This is a genomic window from Clostridium sp. UBA3061, assembly GCF_002367465.1.
In the GTDB taxonomy this organism is placed as follows: domain Bacteria; phylum Bacillota; class Clostridia; order Clostridiales; family Clostridiaceae; genus Clostridium_J; species Clostridium_J sulfidigenes.
This window is the reverse complement of the sequence record NZ_DFCF01000014.1, coordinates 253,492-270,149: the sequence shown is the minus strand read 5'-3', so window position 1 is coordinate 270,149 and position 16,658 is coordinate 253,492. Positions and strand designations below refer to the sequence as shown.

Below are 16,658 nucleotides of genomic sequence, written 5' to 3'. Positions count from 1 at the left end.
ATAAAAATATAAAATATTGTATAAAAATGTATTTAATGGATAACATAGTTTATGTACATAAATTGTTACATAAGTTCTTAAATTAAAAGGAAAGGAGGAATAGTATGAATAAGAAAATTAATAGATCTAAGAAAAAGGGATTTACCTTAATTGAGTTATTAGTAGTTTTAGGTATAATAGGTGTATTAGCCTTAGCAGTAGCACCAACAATGGTGTCTAAGGTTAGTGAAGCTAAAGAAAAAACAGATGTTTCAAATGCTAATGCCATAGCTATGGCAGTTAAAACCGAGATAATAGAGGGAGATATAAAAGCTTCAGGACCTATTGATGAAAGTGATATAACGGAAATAGGTAATAAATATTTTGATGGTAAATTTCCAACATCACAATCTTTAAAAACTAATTTTACTGTAGCTTTAACTAATAATGTAATTACTGTTACAGCTGGAAAAGGAACACAATTTTACCCTGAGTATATATTAGGAGCGGATGATAAAGATACAGAATAATAGATATATAACCTAGTAAATTAATCTTAAAATATATCTAGATAATACATAATTAATGATCTGAACCCTAATAAAACGATATATTTTACAAACTTCTATAATATATAAAATATAAGAGAGTGGATTTTAAACATTTTTCCTATTAGCTATTCCTGAAAGTAGTTCATAGGAAGGTGATGCAATTATTTTCCGCTCTTTTTTTATTGGCATAAGTTACGAAATTAAATTTTATATTAAAATTTATTTATGTAATATATGTTATAATAGAATATATATTCTATTATATACTAAATTAAACTTAAGGAGAGCATACAACCTATTTGTAATTGAACTTAAGCACAGAGGAGGAATAAAAATGAATGTTATTAAAGCAGAAGATTATGAAAGTATGAGTAGAAAAGCTGCCAATATAATTTCTGCTCAAGTTATACTTTACCCAAACTCTGTATTAGGACTTGCCACTGGTTCTACTCCGTTAGGAGTATACAAGCAGTTAATTGATATATACAATGATAGAGAATTGGATTTTTCGAAGGTACATAGTGTAAATTTAGATGAATACTATGGTTTGGCACCAGACCATAATCAAAGTTACCATTCTTATATGAAGAAAAATTTCTTTAAACATATTAATATGCCGTCAAATAATATTAATATACCTAATGGACTCGCTTCTAATATTGATTTAGAGTGTAGTAGATATGATAAATTAATTTCAGATTTTGGAGGCATTGATCTTCAACTTTTAGGTATAGGTCATAATGGACATATAGGGTTTAATGAACCGGGAGAAGTCTTTGAAAAGAACACTCATAAGGTTAAGTTAAATAAAAGGACTATTGATGCTAATTCAAGATTCTTTAATAGTATTGAAGAAGTGCCTAAGTATGCTATTACTATGGGAATAAAGGCTATTATGCAGTCAAAACGAATTCTTTTAGTAGTAAATGGAATTAGTAAGGCGGACATTTTGTATGAAGCTCTTTTAGGAGCAATTACACCAAAAGTTCCTGCTTCAATATTACAATTACATCCTAATTTAACTGTTATCGCAGATAAAGATGCTCTTTCTACCATTGAAAAAAAGGCGAAAATTTAATTTATAAAAGGAGTGATTTTTTATTTAAAATCACTCCTTTTAATATAGGCAAATTAAATTGTTAATACTATTTTGTTATGAAAGCATATTTTGGAAGACCGTTTTCGTATTGAATTTTTGGTTCTCCCATGATTAGAGGTAGTGTATACTCATAAGCTTCTTTAGTTACATTGTTACCTTCTTCATTGATCCATTCCTTAGGGAAATATTTTATTGAGTTTGCTACTTTTGAAGTGTGCACTGCAAAGGTTTCTGATTTATATGGAGCATTAGAAACTCTCTTAATACCTATCATATAACCGCTTTCACCTTCTGTAGAGTGTTTTAATGCAGCAAATCCACAATTAAAGGCTTCATCAATATCAGTTTGAGAAGCAAAGTGCATTGCGCAACGTTGCATAGTTGAAAGTTCTATGGCTCTTACTTTTTTGCAAACTCCATTTTCAGTGATTACATTTTTGATATAACTACAAACTCCACCTAATTGAGCGTGACCAAATTTATCTAGACCAGTACCACCCATTTCGCCAAGGAAAGTACCATCTGCTGTTCTTATTCCTTCAGAAACTACTATAATTACAGAATTTTTTACTTCTAATTTTTTAGCCACATCTTTTAAAAATTTAGCTTCATCAAAGGCAACTTCAGGAAGATAAATTAAATCTACCACTGGTTCTCCATTCAATGTAGCAATACAAGAACTAGCAGCTAGCCATCCTGTATCACGACCCATTGCCTCTATAACAAATACATTTTTTGCAGTATAAACACTAGCATCTAATTTGTTTTCTAGGGCTATAGTTGATATAAACTTAGCAGCACTTCCAAAACCAGGAGTATGATCCATTACTGGAAGGTCATTATCTATAGTTTTAGGAACTCCAAAGAATTTTACAGGAAGGTTATGCTCCTTTGCATAGTTACTAAGTTTATGAACTGTATCCATGGAATCATTTCCGCCAATGTAGAAGAAAGTATCAATTTCATGCTTCTTAAAAATCTCAAAAAGTTTTATGTATTCTTCTTTGTTATCTTCATAGGTTTTTAATTTGTATCTACAAGATCCAAGTCCTGAAGATGGTGTATAAATTAATCTGTCAATAACTTCACTGTCAATCTGAGAAAGATTTATTATATTTTCATTTAAAATTCCCTCAATACCGTTAATTCCTGCATATACATTGTCAAAATAGTGTAGTTCTTCATTTGCTTTAAATACTCCCATTGCGCTGGCATTTATTACAGATGTAGGACCACCAGATTGAGCTACTATACAATTTTTCATATATTTAACACTCCTTTGTATTGTGTAGAGATATCTACACTTATTATTACATCTTTTTAATTATAATATAAATTATAATTACTAACAATTAGTATAATTAAATAGACATTGTATTAATAATATATAAGGTATGAAATAATAGTTTTTAAATAGTTAAATATATAGAATAGGTTATCTTTAATTAAGATAATATAAGACTTTTTATTCGTATAAATGGTATAATATTCATATATTTAAAAAGCAAAGGAGAAAAGATTATGAAAATGTATCCCGTTGAATTAGATAATAAATATGGTTATATAGATGAAAATGGAAAAACTATAGTTCCTTTTATTTTTGATTATGCCGATGACTTTGAGGATGAAATGGGCTTTGTAGAGATAGATGGATTATGTGGTTTTATCAATAGACAAGGAGATTACATAATAGCTCCCAAATATGATGATATAAATTATTTTAATGAAGGCATGGCTTTAGTTGAGTTAAACCATAGATATGGATATATAGACTTACAAGGCAATGAGGTAATAAAAGTAAAATATGAAGAAGGAAAAGGATTCACTGAAGGACTTGCAGCAGTGAAAATATTAGGAAAGTGGGGATATATCAATAGACATGGCAAAATGATTATATCACCTACCTTTGATGAAGCTAATGAGTTTGAAGAGAATGGCCTCGCTATAGTTAGAAAAGGTGAGAACTATGGATATATAAATTGGGAAGGTCAGTGTATTAGCGGATTTATATATGAATATGCTAACAATTTTAATGAGGGTTTAGCAAATGTGGGATTAGAAGGTAAAAATGTATATGTGGATGAAACCTTTAATATAAAGATAGAAGGAAATTTTGATTTTACTAACGAATTTCTTAATGGCCTTGCAGCTGTATCCCAAGATAATATATGGGGATATATTAATAATTCTGGTGACTTTGTTATTGAAAAAAGATACAGCTGGGCAGATAATTTTAATACAGATTATGCAGCAGTTTCCATAGAAGATAAATATGGATTTATAGATAGAAATGGGAACATAATAATACCTATAGAGTATGATAATGTTCTTGAGTACAGTGAAGGTCTATTTTCTGTTGAAATTAACGAGAAGTGGGGTTTTGTAGATTTAAAAGGTCATATAGTTATAGAGCCTAAATTTCATGAAGTAGATAACTTTTACAATGGAATATGTAAGGTTATAATAGATGAAAAAGAAGGATATATAAATAAAGAAGGAGAATTTATAATATAGATAATAGGGATAGAATTTTAATATTTATGGTAATAAATAACTTGTAAATTCGTAATTTAATAGAAGATATAGTCTTAGAATTAAGGGGGATATAATATGAGTATAATTGATTTACATTGTGATACAATTTGTCATTTAATAGATAATAAGGATATGGAATTAAAGAGAAATCATCTAGCTATTGATTTAGAAAAATTAACAAAAGGTAATTCCTTAGCACAATTTTTTGCCTTGTTTATTGATCTTAATGAGCATCCTAAGGCATTTAATAGAGCCATGGATATGCTAAATAAATTTTATGAAGAATTAGAAAAAAATAATCATGAAATATCTGTAGCAAAAAATTATGAGGATTTTAAAGTGAATAAGGAGGAGGATAAAATATCAGCTTTCTTGACCATTGAAGAAGGTGAAGCTATAGAAGGCTCTCTTAAGAATTTAAGAAATTTTTATGACCTAGGAGTTAGACTAATGACATTAACCTGGAATTATGAAAATAGTATAGGTTATCCAAATTGCAGAGAAGAGTTTCGAAATAAAGGGTTAAAAACCTTTGGATTAGAAACCCTTGAAGAAATGAATAGGCTAGGCATGATTATTGACGTTTCACACCTATCCGATGGAGGGTTCTATGATGTGGCAAGATATAGTAAGAAACCTTTTGTAGCATCACATTCAAACAGTAGAGCTGTATGTAATCACAGCAGAAATTTAACTGATGATATGATTAGAACTCTCAGTGAAAAGGGGGGCATAACTGGCATCAACTTTGAAAAATCTTTCTTAATAGAAGGCGGAAGTAAAAGTGCTGTTGAAGATATGGTTAAACATATAAATCATATTTGTAATGTTGGGGGTATAGATGTACTATCCCTTGGTAGTGATTTTGATGGAATAAATCCTAAAAACCTAGAAATTAGTAATATGGGAGAGATAGATAAACTCATAACCGCATTACAAAAAGAAGGATATCATGAAAGTCATATAGAAAAAATATTATATAGGAATGCTTTGAGAGTAATAAAAGAAGTTATGTAGTACAATATAATTTATAGAAACTTTTATATTAAATTATATGACTATGGCTAAGTCCCTAGATAATAATTTATCCTTCAGAAGGAGGAAAACGCCTTCTGAAGGAAATGTAGATAACATAAAAGGAGTGAGGTTATGGAATATGAAAAGTTACAGAACAATATTTCTAAGGGAGAAATATTGTTAAAAAAGGTAGATATAGACGGTAATATTTGTGGAGAGTTTGTTGAATTTACAATTAGCCATGTTTATGAAAATATAGGTGAAGATGATGTAAAAGGAATTTATACCTTCCCTATACCAGATACTGCTGTTATTTCAGGTTTTGAAGCAAATATAGGTGGCAGTGTTATAAAAGGTAAAGTAGAAGATAAAAAAGAAATAGAGAAAATTTATGAAAATATTGGAGAAGATTCAGGAAGTAAACTTATATTAGAAGAACTAAATAACAACTATTTTAAAATGTCAATTGGAACAATTTTAAAAGGTGAAACTGTAGTTATAAAGATCTCTTATATTGAAGAGCTAGTATATGAACATTCCAAGCTTAAGTTAATTATACCTAAGATTGTACTTCCAGAAAATCCATATAATGAAGAACAAAGTCAACAAGAAGACTATAAATTATCTTTAAATCTATTAGTAGAGACCTTTGAAAGTGCTAAATTTTCTTGTAATACTCATAAAATTCAGGTAGAAGAAGAAGAGGATGATGAGAGCAATTTATACAAAATAACCCTTCATGGTGAAGAGCAAATTCTGGATAGTGCTATGACAATTTATTTAGAGGAAAATTCCAGTGAAACAAGTGGAATTATATATGAGAATTATAGCGAAGACAATGGAATTGTTTATTTGAGATTTCTACCTGAAATTGAAGAGGATGTAGAAGAGAAAAATGGAAACTATATATTCCTTATAGACATATCAGAATCCATGGAAGGAGATAAGTTAAAGGAGGCTAAAACTGCTTTACACTTATGTCTTAGAAATTTATATAAAGGTGATACCTTTAACATAGTTGCTATGGGTGACACCCTAAAGCATTTTTCAGAGAGTAGAAGAGTTGAATTTAATGATGAAAATTTAAAGGAAGCATCTAAGTGGATAGATAAGTTAGCTTGTGAAAATGATGCTAATATATTTGATGGAATAAAATATGCCTTTTTAAATGAAGATAAGGGAGAAGAAAATACTATCATTTTATTTACTGATGACGTAGTGGATGATGAGAAAGATATCCTTGATTATGTAGAAAAAACTTGCGTAGGAAGCAGAATTTTTCCTTTTGGAATAGATGCCTCTGTTAATACCTATTTCATCAATAAAATAGCAAGAATTACCTTTGGAAAAGCAGAATTTATTAATAGAAGTATTAGAATAGAAGATGTAATCTTAAATCAGTTCAATAGAATAAGAGGACTACAAATAACAGATATTGAAATTGATTGGGGTGGAATGAAGGTTGAGAAAACTTACCCTAGAACCATAGAATATATGTATGATGGAGAACCATTTTCAATATTTGCTAAGATGGATGGGAATCTAGAAGGTATTGTTACTCTTAATGGTATGGTTGGAGATAGAAGAATACAACGAAGAATAGTTCTAACTAAATTAGACTTAGAGGTTAATGCAAATTTAATTGAAAAGGTTTGGTATAAGAAAAGAATAGAATCTTTAGAGAATAGAATCGTCTATGAACGTGGAGAAGTTCATGAGGCTATGAAAAATAAGATTATAGAGTTATCTACTGACATTGGAATTATAAGTGATGAAACATCCTTTATTTTAATAGAAGAAATTTATGAACCTGTACTGGGAGGAGTTATGAGAAAATTCTTACCAGTTAACATAGATTTCAATAAGGGTGATACAAATATAATTTCTCCGAAGTTCTACTATAGTCAAAGTCTAGATGAATTGCAGTTAGAAAATTTAATGGATGAGGGTATAGATAAATCAGAATTCCTACGTGTGTTAGCAACACAACAATTAGCAAGTGGTGCCTTTGGTAAATCTGTAGAGGATGCTAAAATAGATAAGGTTATATATACTGCTAGAAGTATAGTAGCTTTTACTCACCACGGTGAAGGTATAGAAATATATAAAAATCTACTAACTAAAGCTGTAGTATATCTTGTGGAAAATCATGAAGAATTTGTAGAGAATGAAGATGTATTAATCTCCACATATGTTGCTCTTAAATCTTTTGCAGATAAGGTAATAGTTAAAGATAATAAAAAGACAAGGCTTTTAAATGCAATAAATTCCTTAGAAAGTCATATTGAAGAATTAAATATTGATATAAGTAAGATTAATGAGGAAATATTAAGAAGTATAGAAGGTGCAAAAGAAAAAGATCAATTAAGCAGACTTATATATAAATCAATAAAATATTAAGTTAGTCTGTGTTAAAATGTTCTAAATATTAGATAAGCGCTGAGCATGTAATATAATTATAATGCATGCTCAGTATTTTTATAGAAAAAATCTATTTAAGGAAGGTAGTACATACTTAATGATTGACACTGAAGTTAACAAAAATGATAAAGTGAATATGAGAGATTTTATAAAGAAAGATTTTTGCAGAAGACATAAAATTATTGTGCTAAATTCTATAGATATTTTGACATTAGAAAATATTTCTAACCTTATAAATATATACGATGGTTATGTATTAAAGGGGTATTTAGTAAATGCTATACCAAAGGGTATTAAAGTATCCTTATCCAATAGGATGACTTCAAGTGGTGGAAAGACTATCTTTTCAAAAAGAGGAAGAGAATGTACCTATGAGATTAGAATAAGTAATAGAGTCATAAAAGAATATATAGAAGATAATAGAAGTAAATTTGTATGTGGAATAGAAGCTAAGGATGCACTAGAAGCTCTTATGCTTATTTTAGAGCATGAGCTTTGCCATGTCATAGAATTTAGTGAGTATGGAAGCTCTAATTGTAAAGGTGAAAGATTTAAAAATATAGCCTTTAATTTATTTGGACATACAAGTAGTTATCATGAAATATTAAAGAGTAACGATGCCTTAAATAAGACCATAAATAACTCATTTGTTAAAGGACAAGTTGTTCAATTTAAATACAAAGGTATATTGTATGAAGGAATAATTAGCAATATTAATAAAAGAGCTACAGTGATGGTGAAGGATATAAAGGGTGCATATAGAGATAACCATGGATTTAGTTATTCAAAGTGGTACATACCGCTAAAATTACTTATAAATAAGGAGTAGAAAGATATGATTAAAGCAATACTGTTTGACCTAGATGGTACAATAATAGATACCAATGAATTAATATTGACTTCCTTTAATTATGTATTAAATAATTATTTAGGATTAAATATAGGAAAGGAGGAAATTGTAGAATCCTTTGGTATACCACTTAAGGATGTATTGAGTGAATATGATAAAGAGAGAGCTGATGAATTAGTTGATGAATACATAAGATACTGTCTTAATTGCCATGATAAATACATAAAATCTTATGATCACGTGGAAGATGGGCTATTAAAGCTAAAAGATAAGGGATTAAAATTAGCAATAGTTACATCTAAGAAAAGGGGAACGGCTTTAAGAGGACTTAATTGTTTTGACTTAGAGAAATATTTTGATGTAATAATTACTCCAGAAGATAGTAGGAAACATAAGCCAGATGGTGAACCAGTGTTAAAAGCTTGTGAAGTCTTAAAAGTTAACCCGAGTGAAACTATAATGGTAGGAGATAGCCATAATGATATATTATGCGGAAAGAATGCAGGAGCAAAAACTTGCCTAGTAAATTATACTGCACTAAATATAGAAAAGATTAAAGCACATAATCCTGATTATATAATAGATAAAATTGAAGACATTATAAAGCTTATTTAATATTATAGGTTTTTACTGTAAAAATAATCATAAGTATCATTGTCATAATTGAGAATGGTAAAATAAAAAAGTGTAAAATTTAAATTTAACTTATTATGATAAATAAAATTATTTAGTAAATATAAAAAAAGCTACATATGTAACATTACAAATATTTACATATGTTTGAACATGAAAAGATTCCCTATGATTAATATTAACATAGGGAATCTTTAAAGCTATCTATATATACGATTTCTTTTTTTTCTACGTTTTTTGTTTATTTTAGATATTATTAGTATTACTAAAGATGCTATTATTATTAATACTAATAGAGCTAATACATAATAAAGAATATTACTTTTTATTATATCCATATTGGATAGTCCAGAATATATATCATATTGTTTTTCATATCCCTTTATATTAACAGTAGCTTTACCAATAGATTTATCTTTACTTAAAGTCCAAATATTTATCTTACCTACTTCAGAATTAAATTCTGGTTCTAAGTCTGTTGGATATAATGAAATATCCTCATGAATAGTAACTGGAACTTTAATTGCTTTTTTAGGTCCTATAAGAGGTAAAATTTTATATTCCATAGTAACTTCTGAAATTTCAGTGTTCTTAGCTTTGAAGATTTCTTTTTCTGCATTGAAGCCATAATTGGCTAGGTTTGTAGTATCTTCAAAAACCTGAGTGTCTACTGGAAAATTATAATCTGAACCTAATACCACCGTTGCTAAAGTATGTCCATTCCTTTGATATAAAGCTGCTAAGCATCTTCCAGACTTTTCTGTATAACCAGTTTTTCCGCCAATGTTTCCATCTACACCTATAAGTTTATTTCTATTTTCAACTATTGATGATGGTCCATTAGTAGATTTTACTTCTGATTCCTTTTTAGACATAGTTTCTCTAATCCACTCATTACCGTAAGCTGCATTTAATAATAGGGATAAATCATATGCTGTAGTATAGTGATCATCAGTGTTATCATCAAGGCCATTAGGTGTTACAAAATTAGTATTGGTCATACCTAAAGCTTTAGCTTTTTCATTCATCATTGTAATGAACTTTTCCTTTGTTCCACCAACATTTTCAGCAACCATATAAGCAATATCATTACCTGAATAAAGAAGTAGTATGTCCATAGCATCTTTACCGGTAAATGTATCTCCAGGAGTTACTGGATGAACATTAAGTCCATAAGAATAAGGCTCTTCTTTTAAGGCTGCAGCTGGATAAGTAAGTAAATCGGTTTTACTTTTATTTTCAGCTAATAGTAAAGCAGTCATCAGCTTAGTAATACTGGCTGGTTGTTTCTTTTCATCGATATTTTTAGAATAGATTATTTCCTTTGTTTCTAAGTCCATAACAATAGCAGAAGTACCAACGATTTCAGGTTGAGTTTCTGCAATGGCTATAGTTGAGAAAGAAAAGGTAAATACTAAAGTAAAAAATACCCATAATGATAAAATTCTCTTTTTCACAAGTCATCTCTCCAATTTTATATTTTAGAATTAAATAAGTCCTATCTAGTATAACATTTACTGTAATTTTCAACAAGGACAAAGAAAAAATATGTTATTAATAATATGTTATATTTTTATTATCTAATATTGTGGTATGCTATATATAAGATATTTAGAAGGAGCAGTGAACTGATGACAAATATAAATATTGATAGAATAAATGATATTTTTAAAGATAGGGAGTCCACATCTATACAACCTATGAAAAAAACAGCAGTGATGATTCTTTTACAGGTTATAGATGATGAGGTTTATATAATTTTTCAAGTTAGAGCTAAAAAATTAAATAGTCAGCCTGGAGATGTTTGTCTACCTGGTGGAAAGGTTGAAGAAGGAGAATCTTTTAGAGATGCTGCAATAAGAGAAACCATGGAAGAGATGAATATTAAAAAAGAAGATTTTGAAGTTATTGGTGAAATGGATTATTTTTTATCACCATACCACATGATAATGCGTCCCTATATCGCTAAACTTAATACAAATATCATTAAGTTTAATACAAGTGAAGTTGATCATATATTTAAGGTACCAATAAAATTTTTTATTGATACAGAACCATTACTATATAAAATGGATATTGGCCCAATAAATCAAGATGGATTTCCCTTTCATTTAATAAACGGAGGTAAAGATTATAAATTTTCAAAGGGGGTATTAGATGAATATTTTTATCAATGGAATAATTATGTAATCTGGGGTTTTACAGCTCACATTATAAAATCTTTCATTGATATCATAAAATAGTAATTACATCCATATAAATAAGTAAAGAAAATATTTAACTGCCTTAGGAGGTGTAATATGTATGGTAAATAAAACTTCTGTAAGCATATTAATACAAGATATGATGAATAAACTTGAGGAAATTGGTATTCACAGTATTCTTGTCAGATCTAAGGAAGAAGCTAAAAATTTTATTATGTATCATATAGATATTGGAACTCAGGTAAGAATAGATGATTGTTTAGAGTTAAATGATTTAAACTTAGAAAGAGCTGTCATAGAAAAAGGTGGTACCATACTAAATAATGAAATAGGGAATTTAGATTTCAAAGAGGGCAAAAAAAGACCCTCAACTATATCCGAACTAGATTTATATGGTTGTAGCCACTTATTGGACGAGTTCACTGAATTTTCTCATTATATCACTGACAATGAAGATTTGTTAAGTTGTATTTATGGAATAAAAAAAATAGCAGTCATTAATATAGGCTTAAATAGTAAGATTCCTAATGAGCTACTTCCTATATATGAAAAAATAATGAATATTGATAGTGAAAAGATTATTAACCTTAAAAATCATATAGCAAAAAAAGAAGATAGTAATTTGAATATCCATAATACTCAAAGAAATGTAGGACATAAAAATATAAATATTGACATAAGTGTAGTTTTCATAGGGTAAATTTTAATAAATATTTTAGCAATGGTAGTATGATTTTATCTTTTTTTAAAATATTATAATTATATTTTAAAAATATTTGAAAATCATCAAATATAGAAAATCCTGCAATAAATCTACTAAAAATACTTTATTTTGCGAAAATTCTCATTTATAATTTAGGGTATTAAATGTGTATTTATTGGGGGTGTTATGCTTGGTTAAGTGTGACTTTTTATCAACTTATGATGAGTATGTAGAGTGTTCAAAGGACTGTGCCCTTTATAATTGGGCTGAAAATAATAATAAGTGCCCCTTTAAAGAGCTTAGCAGCAAGGGGAGCAAAATAAAAAATCTCTATGATTATGATTTATATAAGGAGGATAAGTCGTTGCCTATATCTCTTTTATACAAAGACAGCTACTTATAATTAAATTGTTTTTAATATAGATTTTTTATAACATAATATCTATATTAAGCTCCAACCAAATTAAACTAATCCAAGTGTGTTATTTAGTATATTTCAGTAAACATATAAATCTCCTAGCCTAGGCTAGGAGATTTTTTATTAACTATTTTGATTTCATGCTACATCCTGAACATGATGTGCAATCCTTTGACTTTGATCCACATCCACCGCATCCCTTAGATTTATTAGTAAACGAAGGTGTTGCCTTTAAGTAGAGAGAATCTTTCTTCAGTACAATAATTATTTCATTAAAGTTGCTAGATAAATCTTCACTATAAGCAATATTTAACCCCTGTATATCTTCAATAACATTGTAGTTAATGGTATTATCTAAGATTATATCAACCTTAGAATTTTTACAACATCCACCATTTTCAGGTTCCTTTAATGCTATACAATCATATTCATCATGAAATTCCAGTAGTTTAATAATAAAATCAAAGGCATCATTAGAAATTTTTATTTTAAGTTTCTTATTCAATAGATATCATACCCTTCATAGATAGTATATTAATATTATTCTTCATATATTGAAGAGTATTCGTGTAATAATGATTCTTTTAAATTCCATAAGTTTTTAGATAAGTCTATATAGTATTGATGAGGATTTTGTAATCTTCTTATCTCTGACCATAGACTAGCTTTTTCTTTACTACAAAATTCTCTTATCTCCATTACAGAAGGACTTTCATAAGTACATTTACCCTTATCAAATATTTGTACCATGAGATTTTTTATATTATAATTTTTAATTCTTTTTTTCTTCCAAGTGTAGTTAGGATCAAACAACTGCAAAGGCTTGTTATTATCAAAATTCTCATCATTTAAAGCAATTAAATCTGCAATAGCTTTATTTGTTTTCTTATCATAAACTCTATAAAGAGATTTAAACCCTGGATTTGTGATTTTTTCTACATTTTCACTTATCTTAATTTTAGGGATAATAGTTCCATTTTTTTCTATAGCAACAAGCTTATAAACGCCACCAAATACAGGCTCACTTCTTGCAGTGATCAATCTTTCACCAACACCAAAACTATCTATTTTAGCACCATTTTCTAGAACAGCTTTAATTATAAATTCATCTAAGGAATTTGAAATTGTGATTTTTACATCCTCATAGCCAGCTTCATCTAGCATTTTTCTAGTTTCTATAGAAAGATATGCAATATCGCCACTATCAATTCTTACAGCCTTAGGTCTTTTACCCATAGGTTTTAAGATTTCATCAAAAACTTTTATAGCATTTGGAATACCTGATTTTAGAACATTATATGTATCTACTAAAAGTACAGTATTATCTGGATAAGTTTTAGCCCATGCAGCAAAAGCTTCATATTCACTATCAAAAAGCTGAATCCAAGAGTGTGCCATAGTTCCAGTTACAGGCACATTGAATAATTCATCTGCCATAGTACAAGCAGTAGCATTACATCCACCAATAATTGCAGCTCTAGCTCCATACAAGGCACCATCATAGCCTTGAGCTCGTCTAGAACCAAACTCCATTACAGGTCTACCACTAGCAGCCTCACAAATTCTTGCTGCTTTAGTAGCAATTAGAGTTTGATGATTTATTGTTAGTAGTATCATAGTTTCTATAAACTGAGCTTCCATCACTGGACCCCTTACAGTTACAAGTGGCTCATTAGGGAATACTGGGGTACCTTCTGGAATAGCCCATACATCACAACTAAACTTAAAGTTAGCTAAATAATTTAAAAATTCTTTACTAAATAAATCTTTACTTTTTAGATATTCTATATCTTCATCAGTAAATTTAAGATTAGTTAAATATTCAATTAATTGTTGAACTCCTGCCATTATGCAGTAGCCACCACCATCAGGAATTTTCCTAAAAAACATGTCAAAATAAGCTATGGTATCATCTGCTTCAGTATTTAAATAACCATTAGCCATTGTAAGCTCATAAAAATCTACTAACATGGTAAGATTTCTTTGGCTTCTTAGGTCAAGTCTAGTAATTGTATCCATTTTTAGTTCTCCTCACTTATATAAACCATAAATTCTCCATAGGTTAACATTTACATCCTATATATCGTACCATAAGAAAACTTTCATTTCTATAGTATATGGACAAATAATATGGTAATATTATTAAATTGAAAGTATATAAAAGGAAAGATTTATATTATGATAAGAAACAAAAATAACACTTTAAGTGAAGAACAGTTAACAGCCATTAACTGTACAAATGAAAATATAATAGTCAGTGCAGGTCCTGGAAGTGGGAAAACTGTAGTTATTGTAAATAGAGTTTATGAGCTTATAAATCATAAAAACATATCACCTAAAAATATAGTTATAATAACCTTCACCAAGGCAGCAGCAACTAATATGAGAAATAGGTTCCTAGCCATAGATAAGAATAAGGTAAGTCCTTTCTTTGGAACCTTTCATGGACTTTGCTATAAAATACTAAAATCCTATTATGGAGAAATTAATATAATAGAGCCCTTTGAAAGTTATAGAGTAGTAAAAAACTTTTTAACAGCCTATGTGGAGGATGTTAGTGAAGATAGAGTTAAGGAATATGTAAATGCCATATCTATCTATAAGTGCAAGGGAGAATATAATAGAGATGGAAATAATCAAATTGATAAAGAGCTTTTAAAAAACTGTGTAAATTTCTATGAATCCTATAAAAAGGAAAAATCCCTCCTTGACTTTGAAGATCTACAGTTAATGTGTAGAGATTTATTTATTAAGAATAGCTCCATATTAAATTCATATCAAAATCAATTTAAACATATATTAGTTGATGAATTTCAAGATAGTGATGATGTACAAGTGGACATATTAAAGCTTTTAAATAAGGATAATAACTTATTTGTAGTAGGGGATGAGGACCAATGTATCTATAGTTTTAGAGGAGCTAATCCAACCTATATAGTAGACTTTAAAGATATATTTAAACAAGGTAAAACCTTATATCTATCTACAAATTATAGGTCAAAGCAAAATATAGTAAGATTATCTATGAAGTCTATAAAAAATAATAAGATTAGAACCTCAAAGGATATCAGAGCCAACAAAACTGATGATGGAATAATAAAGGCTCAAGGGGTTCGTGATGAAACAGCTCAAGGTACATATATAAGTGATTATATTCTTAAGGTAAGGGAAAGTGAAGATAATAACTTTAATAACTTTGCAGTGCTTTATAGAACTAATATAGAAAGTAGAAGTATAATTGATAGTTTTATTAGAAAAAAAATTCCCTTTACCTTACTAGATAGACAATATAATTTTTTCTCTCACTTCATATGCCAAGACATATTAGCTTATCTAAAGTTAAGCATATATCCTCTAAACATGGATAGCTTTACTAGAATAATAAATAAACCCTATAGGTATATAAGTAAAAATAGTATAGAAGAAGTTAAAAAGAGCAATAGCTTAGGCAGTATCTTTACTAAATTAAAAAACTTAGATAGTACTCCAGTGTTTCAATTAAAAATATTAGATAAACTCGAAAGGGATATTTCTAGCTTAAATAGAATTTCACTACCTTCTGCCGTAGAATTTATTATAGGAGACTTAATGTATCATAAACATCTGGTGGAATATGCACAGAAATATAAATTTTCCATAGAAGATTTAGAAAATGTGTTAAATGAGTTTAAAGAAAGCGTGAAGGGATTTAAAACTATTAAAGACTTCTTAGAACATGTAAATACTGTAGAAGAGGAAACAAAGAAAGCTAACTCTAGAAATAAGGATAAAAATGAAGGCGTAATTCTTAGTACTATTCACGGTGTTAAGGGAATGGAATTTGATACGGTATTTATGATTAACACAGTAGATGGAGCTATTCCCTATAAAAATAATGATATAGAGGAAGAGAGAAGACTATTTTATGTAGGAGTTACTAGAGCTATTAACAACTTAATATTTCTTTTCCCTCAATTTATAAGAGGTGAAAAGAAAAATAAATCTCAATTTCTATGTGAGTGCCAGCTAGAAGAAGAGATACTAGAAAGAGTTAAATTTAAGGTTGGAACAACTGTAACCCATAAATTCTATGGAACAGGAACTATAACAGCCTTAGAAGAAAGTAATATCTCTATTAAATTTTCTGATTTGGAGAGAAAATTTGACTTTGATGTCCTTGTAACCAATGGGCTTATAGAGGTTTTGGAGGAATAGAAAAGTTATGTAGATTCGTTCCATTCATTGTTTGATTAAAAAACAGATACATGA

Annotated in this window: 15 protein-coding genes; 11 read left to right on the top strand and 4 right to left on the bottom strand. The window is 28.7% G+C overall.

From position 1 onward, the window contains the following. The first annotated feature begins 104 nt into the window (after window positions 1-104). Both B2P65_RS13575 and nagB read left to right on the top strand, forming a co-directional pair. Window positions 105-509, top strand: a complete 405-nt coding sequence (locus B2P65_RS13575) for a type II secretion system protein (RefSeq protein ID WP_346880305.1) — start codon at window positions 105-107, stop codon at window positions 507-509. Window positions 510-864: 355 nt separating this feature from the next. Beyond that, window positions 865-1,608, top strand: a complete 744-nt coding sequence (gene nagB, locus B2P65_RS13570) for a glucosamine-6-phosphate deaminase (RefSeq protein WP_346880304.1) — start codon at window positions 865-867, stop codon at window positions 1,606-1,608. A gap of 67 nt (window positions 1,609-1,675) precedes the next feature. Here nagB and B2P65_RS13565 read toward each other — a convergent pair whose 3' ends face one another. Then, window positions 1,676-2,893, bottom strand: coding sequence for a 6-phosphofructokinase (locus B2P65_RS13565; RefSeq protein WP_346880303.1), 1,218 nt, complete (start codon window positions 2,891-2,893; stop codon window positions 1,676-1,678). Window positions 2,894-3,150: 257 nt separating this feature from the next. Between B2P65_RS13565 and B2P65_RS13560 the strand changes: the two genes are divergently transcribed. From B2P65_RS13560 to ppaX, 5 genes are all read left to right on the top strand, one after another. Continuing rightward, entirely contained in the window at window positions 3,151-4,143 is a 993-nt protein-coding gene (locus B2P65_RS13560) for a WG repeat-containing protein (RefSeq protein WP_346880302.1), read from the top strand. A 96-nt stretch (window positions 4,144-4,239) separates the two neighbouring features. Beyond that, on the top strand, window positions 4,240-5,181 hold the full coding sequence (locus tag B2P65_RS13555; RefSeq protein WP_346880301.1) for a dipeptidase: 942 nt from the start codon (window positions 4,240-4,242) through the stop codon (window positions 5,179-5,181). A 132-nt stretch (window positions 5,182-5,313) separates the two neighbouring features. Continuing rightward, window positions 5,314-7,581, top strand: coding sequence for a VIT and VWA domain-containing protein (locus B2P65_RS13550; RefSeq protein WP_346880300.1), 2,268 nt, complete (start codon window positions 5,314-5,316; stop codon window positions 7,579-7,581). A 118-nt stretch (window positions 7,582-7,699) separates the two neighbouring features. Beyond that, the gene (locus B2P65_RS13545; protein ID WP_346880299.1) at window positions 7,700-8,431 is read left to right on the top strand and encodes a hypothetical protein; all 732 of its coding nucleotides are present in this window, start codon (window positions 7,700-7,702) and stop codon (window positions 8,429-8,431) included. Window positions 8,432-8,437: 6 nt separating this feature from the next. Beyond that, complete coding sequence (gene ppaX / locus B2P65_RS13540; RefSeq protein ID WP_346880298.1) at window positions 8,438-9,067, top strand: pyrophosphatase PpaX; 630 nt, start codon at window positions 8,438-8,440, stop codon at window positions 9,065-9,067. Between the two features lie 218 nt (window positions 9,068-9,285). On the opposite strand, the gene B2P65_RS13535 is transcribed toward ppaX, so the two are convergent. Beyond that, window positions 9,286-10,542 (bottom strand): D-alanyl-D-alanine carboxypeptidase family protein, encoded by a 1,257-nt coding sequence (locus B2P65_RS13535; protein WP_346880297.1) that lies wholly within the window; start codon window positions 10,540-10,542, stop codon window positions 9,286-9,288. Between the two features lie 174 nt (window positions 10,543-10,716). On the opposite strand from B2P65_RS13535, the gene B2P65_RS13530 reads away from it, so the two are divergent. The 3 genes from B2P65_RS13530 to B2P65_RS13520 all read left to right on the top strand — a co-directional run bounded on the left by B2P65_RS13530 (window position 10,717) and on the right by B2P65_RS13520 (window position 12,395). Then, on the top strand, window positions 10,717-11,328 hold the full coding sequence (locus B2P65_RS13530) for a CoA pyrophosphatase (protein WP_346880296.1): 612 nt from the start codon (window positions 10,717-10,719) through the stop codon (window positions 11,326-11,328). Window positions 11,329-11,389: 61 nt separating this feature from the next. Next, window positions 11,390-11,989 carry a hypothetical protein gene (locus B2P65_RS13525; protein WP_346880295.1) on the top strand — a complete coding sequence of 200 codons (600 nt, stop codon included), beginning with the start codon at window positions 11,390-11,392 and terminating at the stop codon, window positions 11,987-11,989. A gap of 193 nt (window positions 11,990-12,182) precedes the next feature. Then, on the top strand, window positions 12,183-12,395 hold the full coding sequence (locus tag B2P65_RS13520) for a hypothetical protein (protein ID WP_035131397.1): 213 nt from the start codon (window positions 12,183-12,185) through the stop codon (window positions 12,393-12,395). Between the two features lie 142 nt (window positions 12,396-12,537). Here B2P65_RS13520 and B2P65_RS13515 read toward each other — a convergent pair whose 3' ends face one another. Next, entirely contained in the window at window positions 12,538-12,915 is a 378-nt protein-coding gene (locus B2P65_RS13515; protein ID WP_035131395.1) for a hypothetical protein, read from the bottom strand. Between the two features lie 35 nt (window positions 12,916-12,950). After that, entirely contained in the window at window positions 12,951-14,429 is a 1,479-nt protein-coding gene (locus tag B2P65_RS13510; protein WP_346880294.1) for a nicotinate phosphoribosyltransferase, read from the bottom strand. A gap of 159 nt (window positions 14,430-14,588) precedes the next feature. Here B2P65_RS13510 and B2P65_RS13505 point away from each other — a divergent pair, with 159 nt between their 5' ends. Next, complete coding sequence (locus tag B2P65_RS13505) at window positions 14,589-16,604, top strand: ATP-dependent helicase (protein ID WP_346880293.1); 2,016 nt, start codon at window positions 14,589-14,591, stop codon at window positions 16,602-16,604. Window positions 16,605-16,658 lie beyond the last annotated feature (54 nt).

Bases quoted from the DNA above. Each gene is read 5' to 3' on its own strand.
- B2P65_RS13575 (WP_346880305.1), top strand. From the start codon at position 105: ATGAATAAGAAAATTAATAGATCTAAGAAAAAGGGATTTACCTTAATT.
- nagB (WP_346880304.1), top strand. From the start codon at position 865: ATGAATGTTATTAAAGCAGAAGATTATGAAAGTATGAGTAGAAAAGCT.
- B2P65_RS13565 (WP_346880303.1), bottom strand. From the start codon at position 2,893: ATGAAAAATTGTATAGTAGCTCAATCTGGTGGTCCTACATCTGTAATA.
- B2P65_RS13560 (WP_346880302.1), top strand. From the start codon at position 3,151: ATGAAAATGTATCCCGTTGAATTAGATAATAAATATGGTTATATAGAT.
- B2P65_RS13555 (WP_346880301.1), top strand. From the start codon at position 4,240: ATGAGTATAATTGATTTACATTGTGATACAATTTGTCATTTAATAGAT.
- B2P65_RS13550 (WP_346880300.1), top strand. From the start codon at position 5,314: ATGGAATATGAAAAGTTACAGAACAATATTTCTAAGGGAGAAATATTG.
- B2P65_RS13545 (WP_346880299.1), top strand. From the start codon at position 7,700: ATGATTGACACTGAAGTTAACAAAAATGATAAAGTGAATATGAGAGAT.
- ppaX (WP_346880298.1), top strand. From the start codon at position 8,438: ATGATTAAAGCAATACTGTTTGACCTAGATGGTACAATAATAGATACC.
- B2P65_RS13530 (WP_346880296.1), top strand. From the start codon at position 10,717: ATGACAAATATAAATATTGATAGAATAAATGATATTTTTAAAGATAGG.
- B2P65_RS13525 (WP_346880295.1), top strand. From the start codon at position 11,390: ATGGTAAATAAAACTTCTGTAAGCATATTAATACAAGATATGATGAAT.
- B2P65_RS13510 (WP_346880294.1), bottom strand. From the start codon at position 14,429: ATGGATACAATTACTAGACTTGACCTAAGAAGCCAAAGAAATCTTACC.
- B2P65_RS13505 (WP_346880293.1), top strand. From the start codon at position 14,589: ATGATAAGAAACAAAAATAACACTTTAAGTGAAGAACAGTTAACAGCC.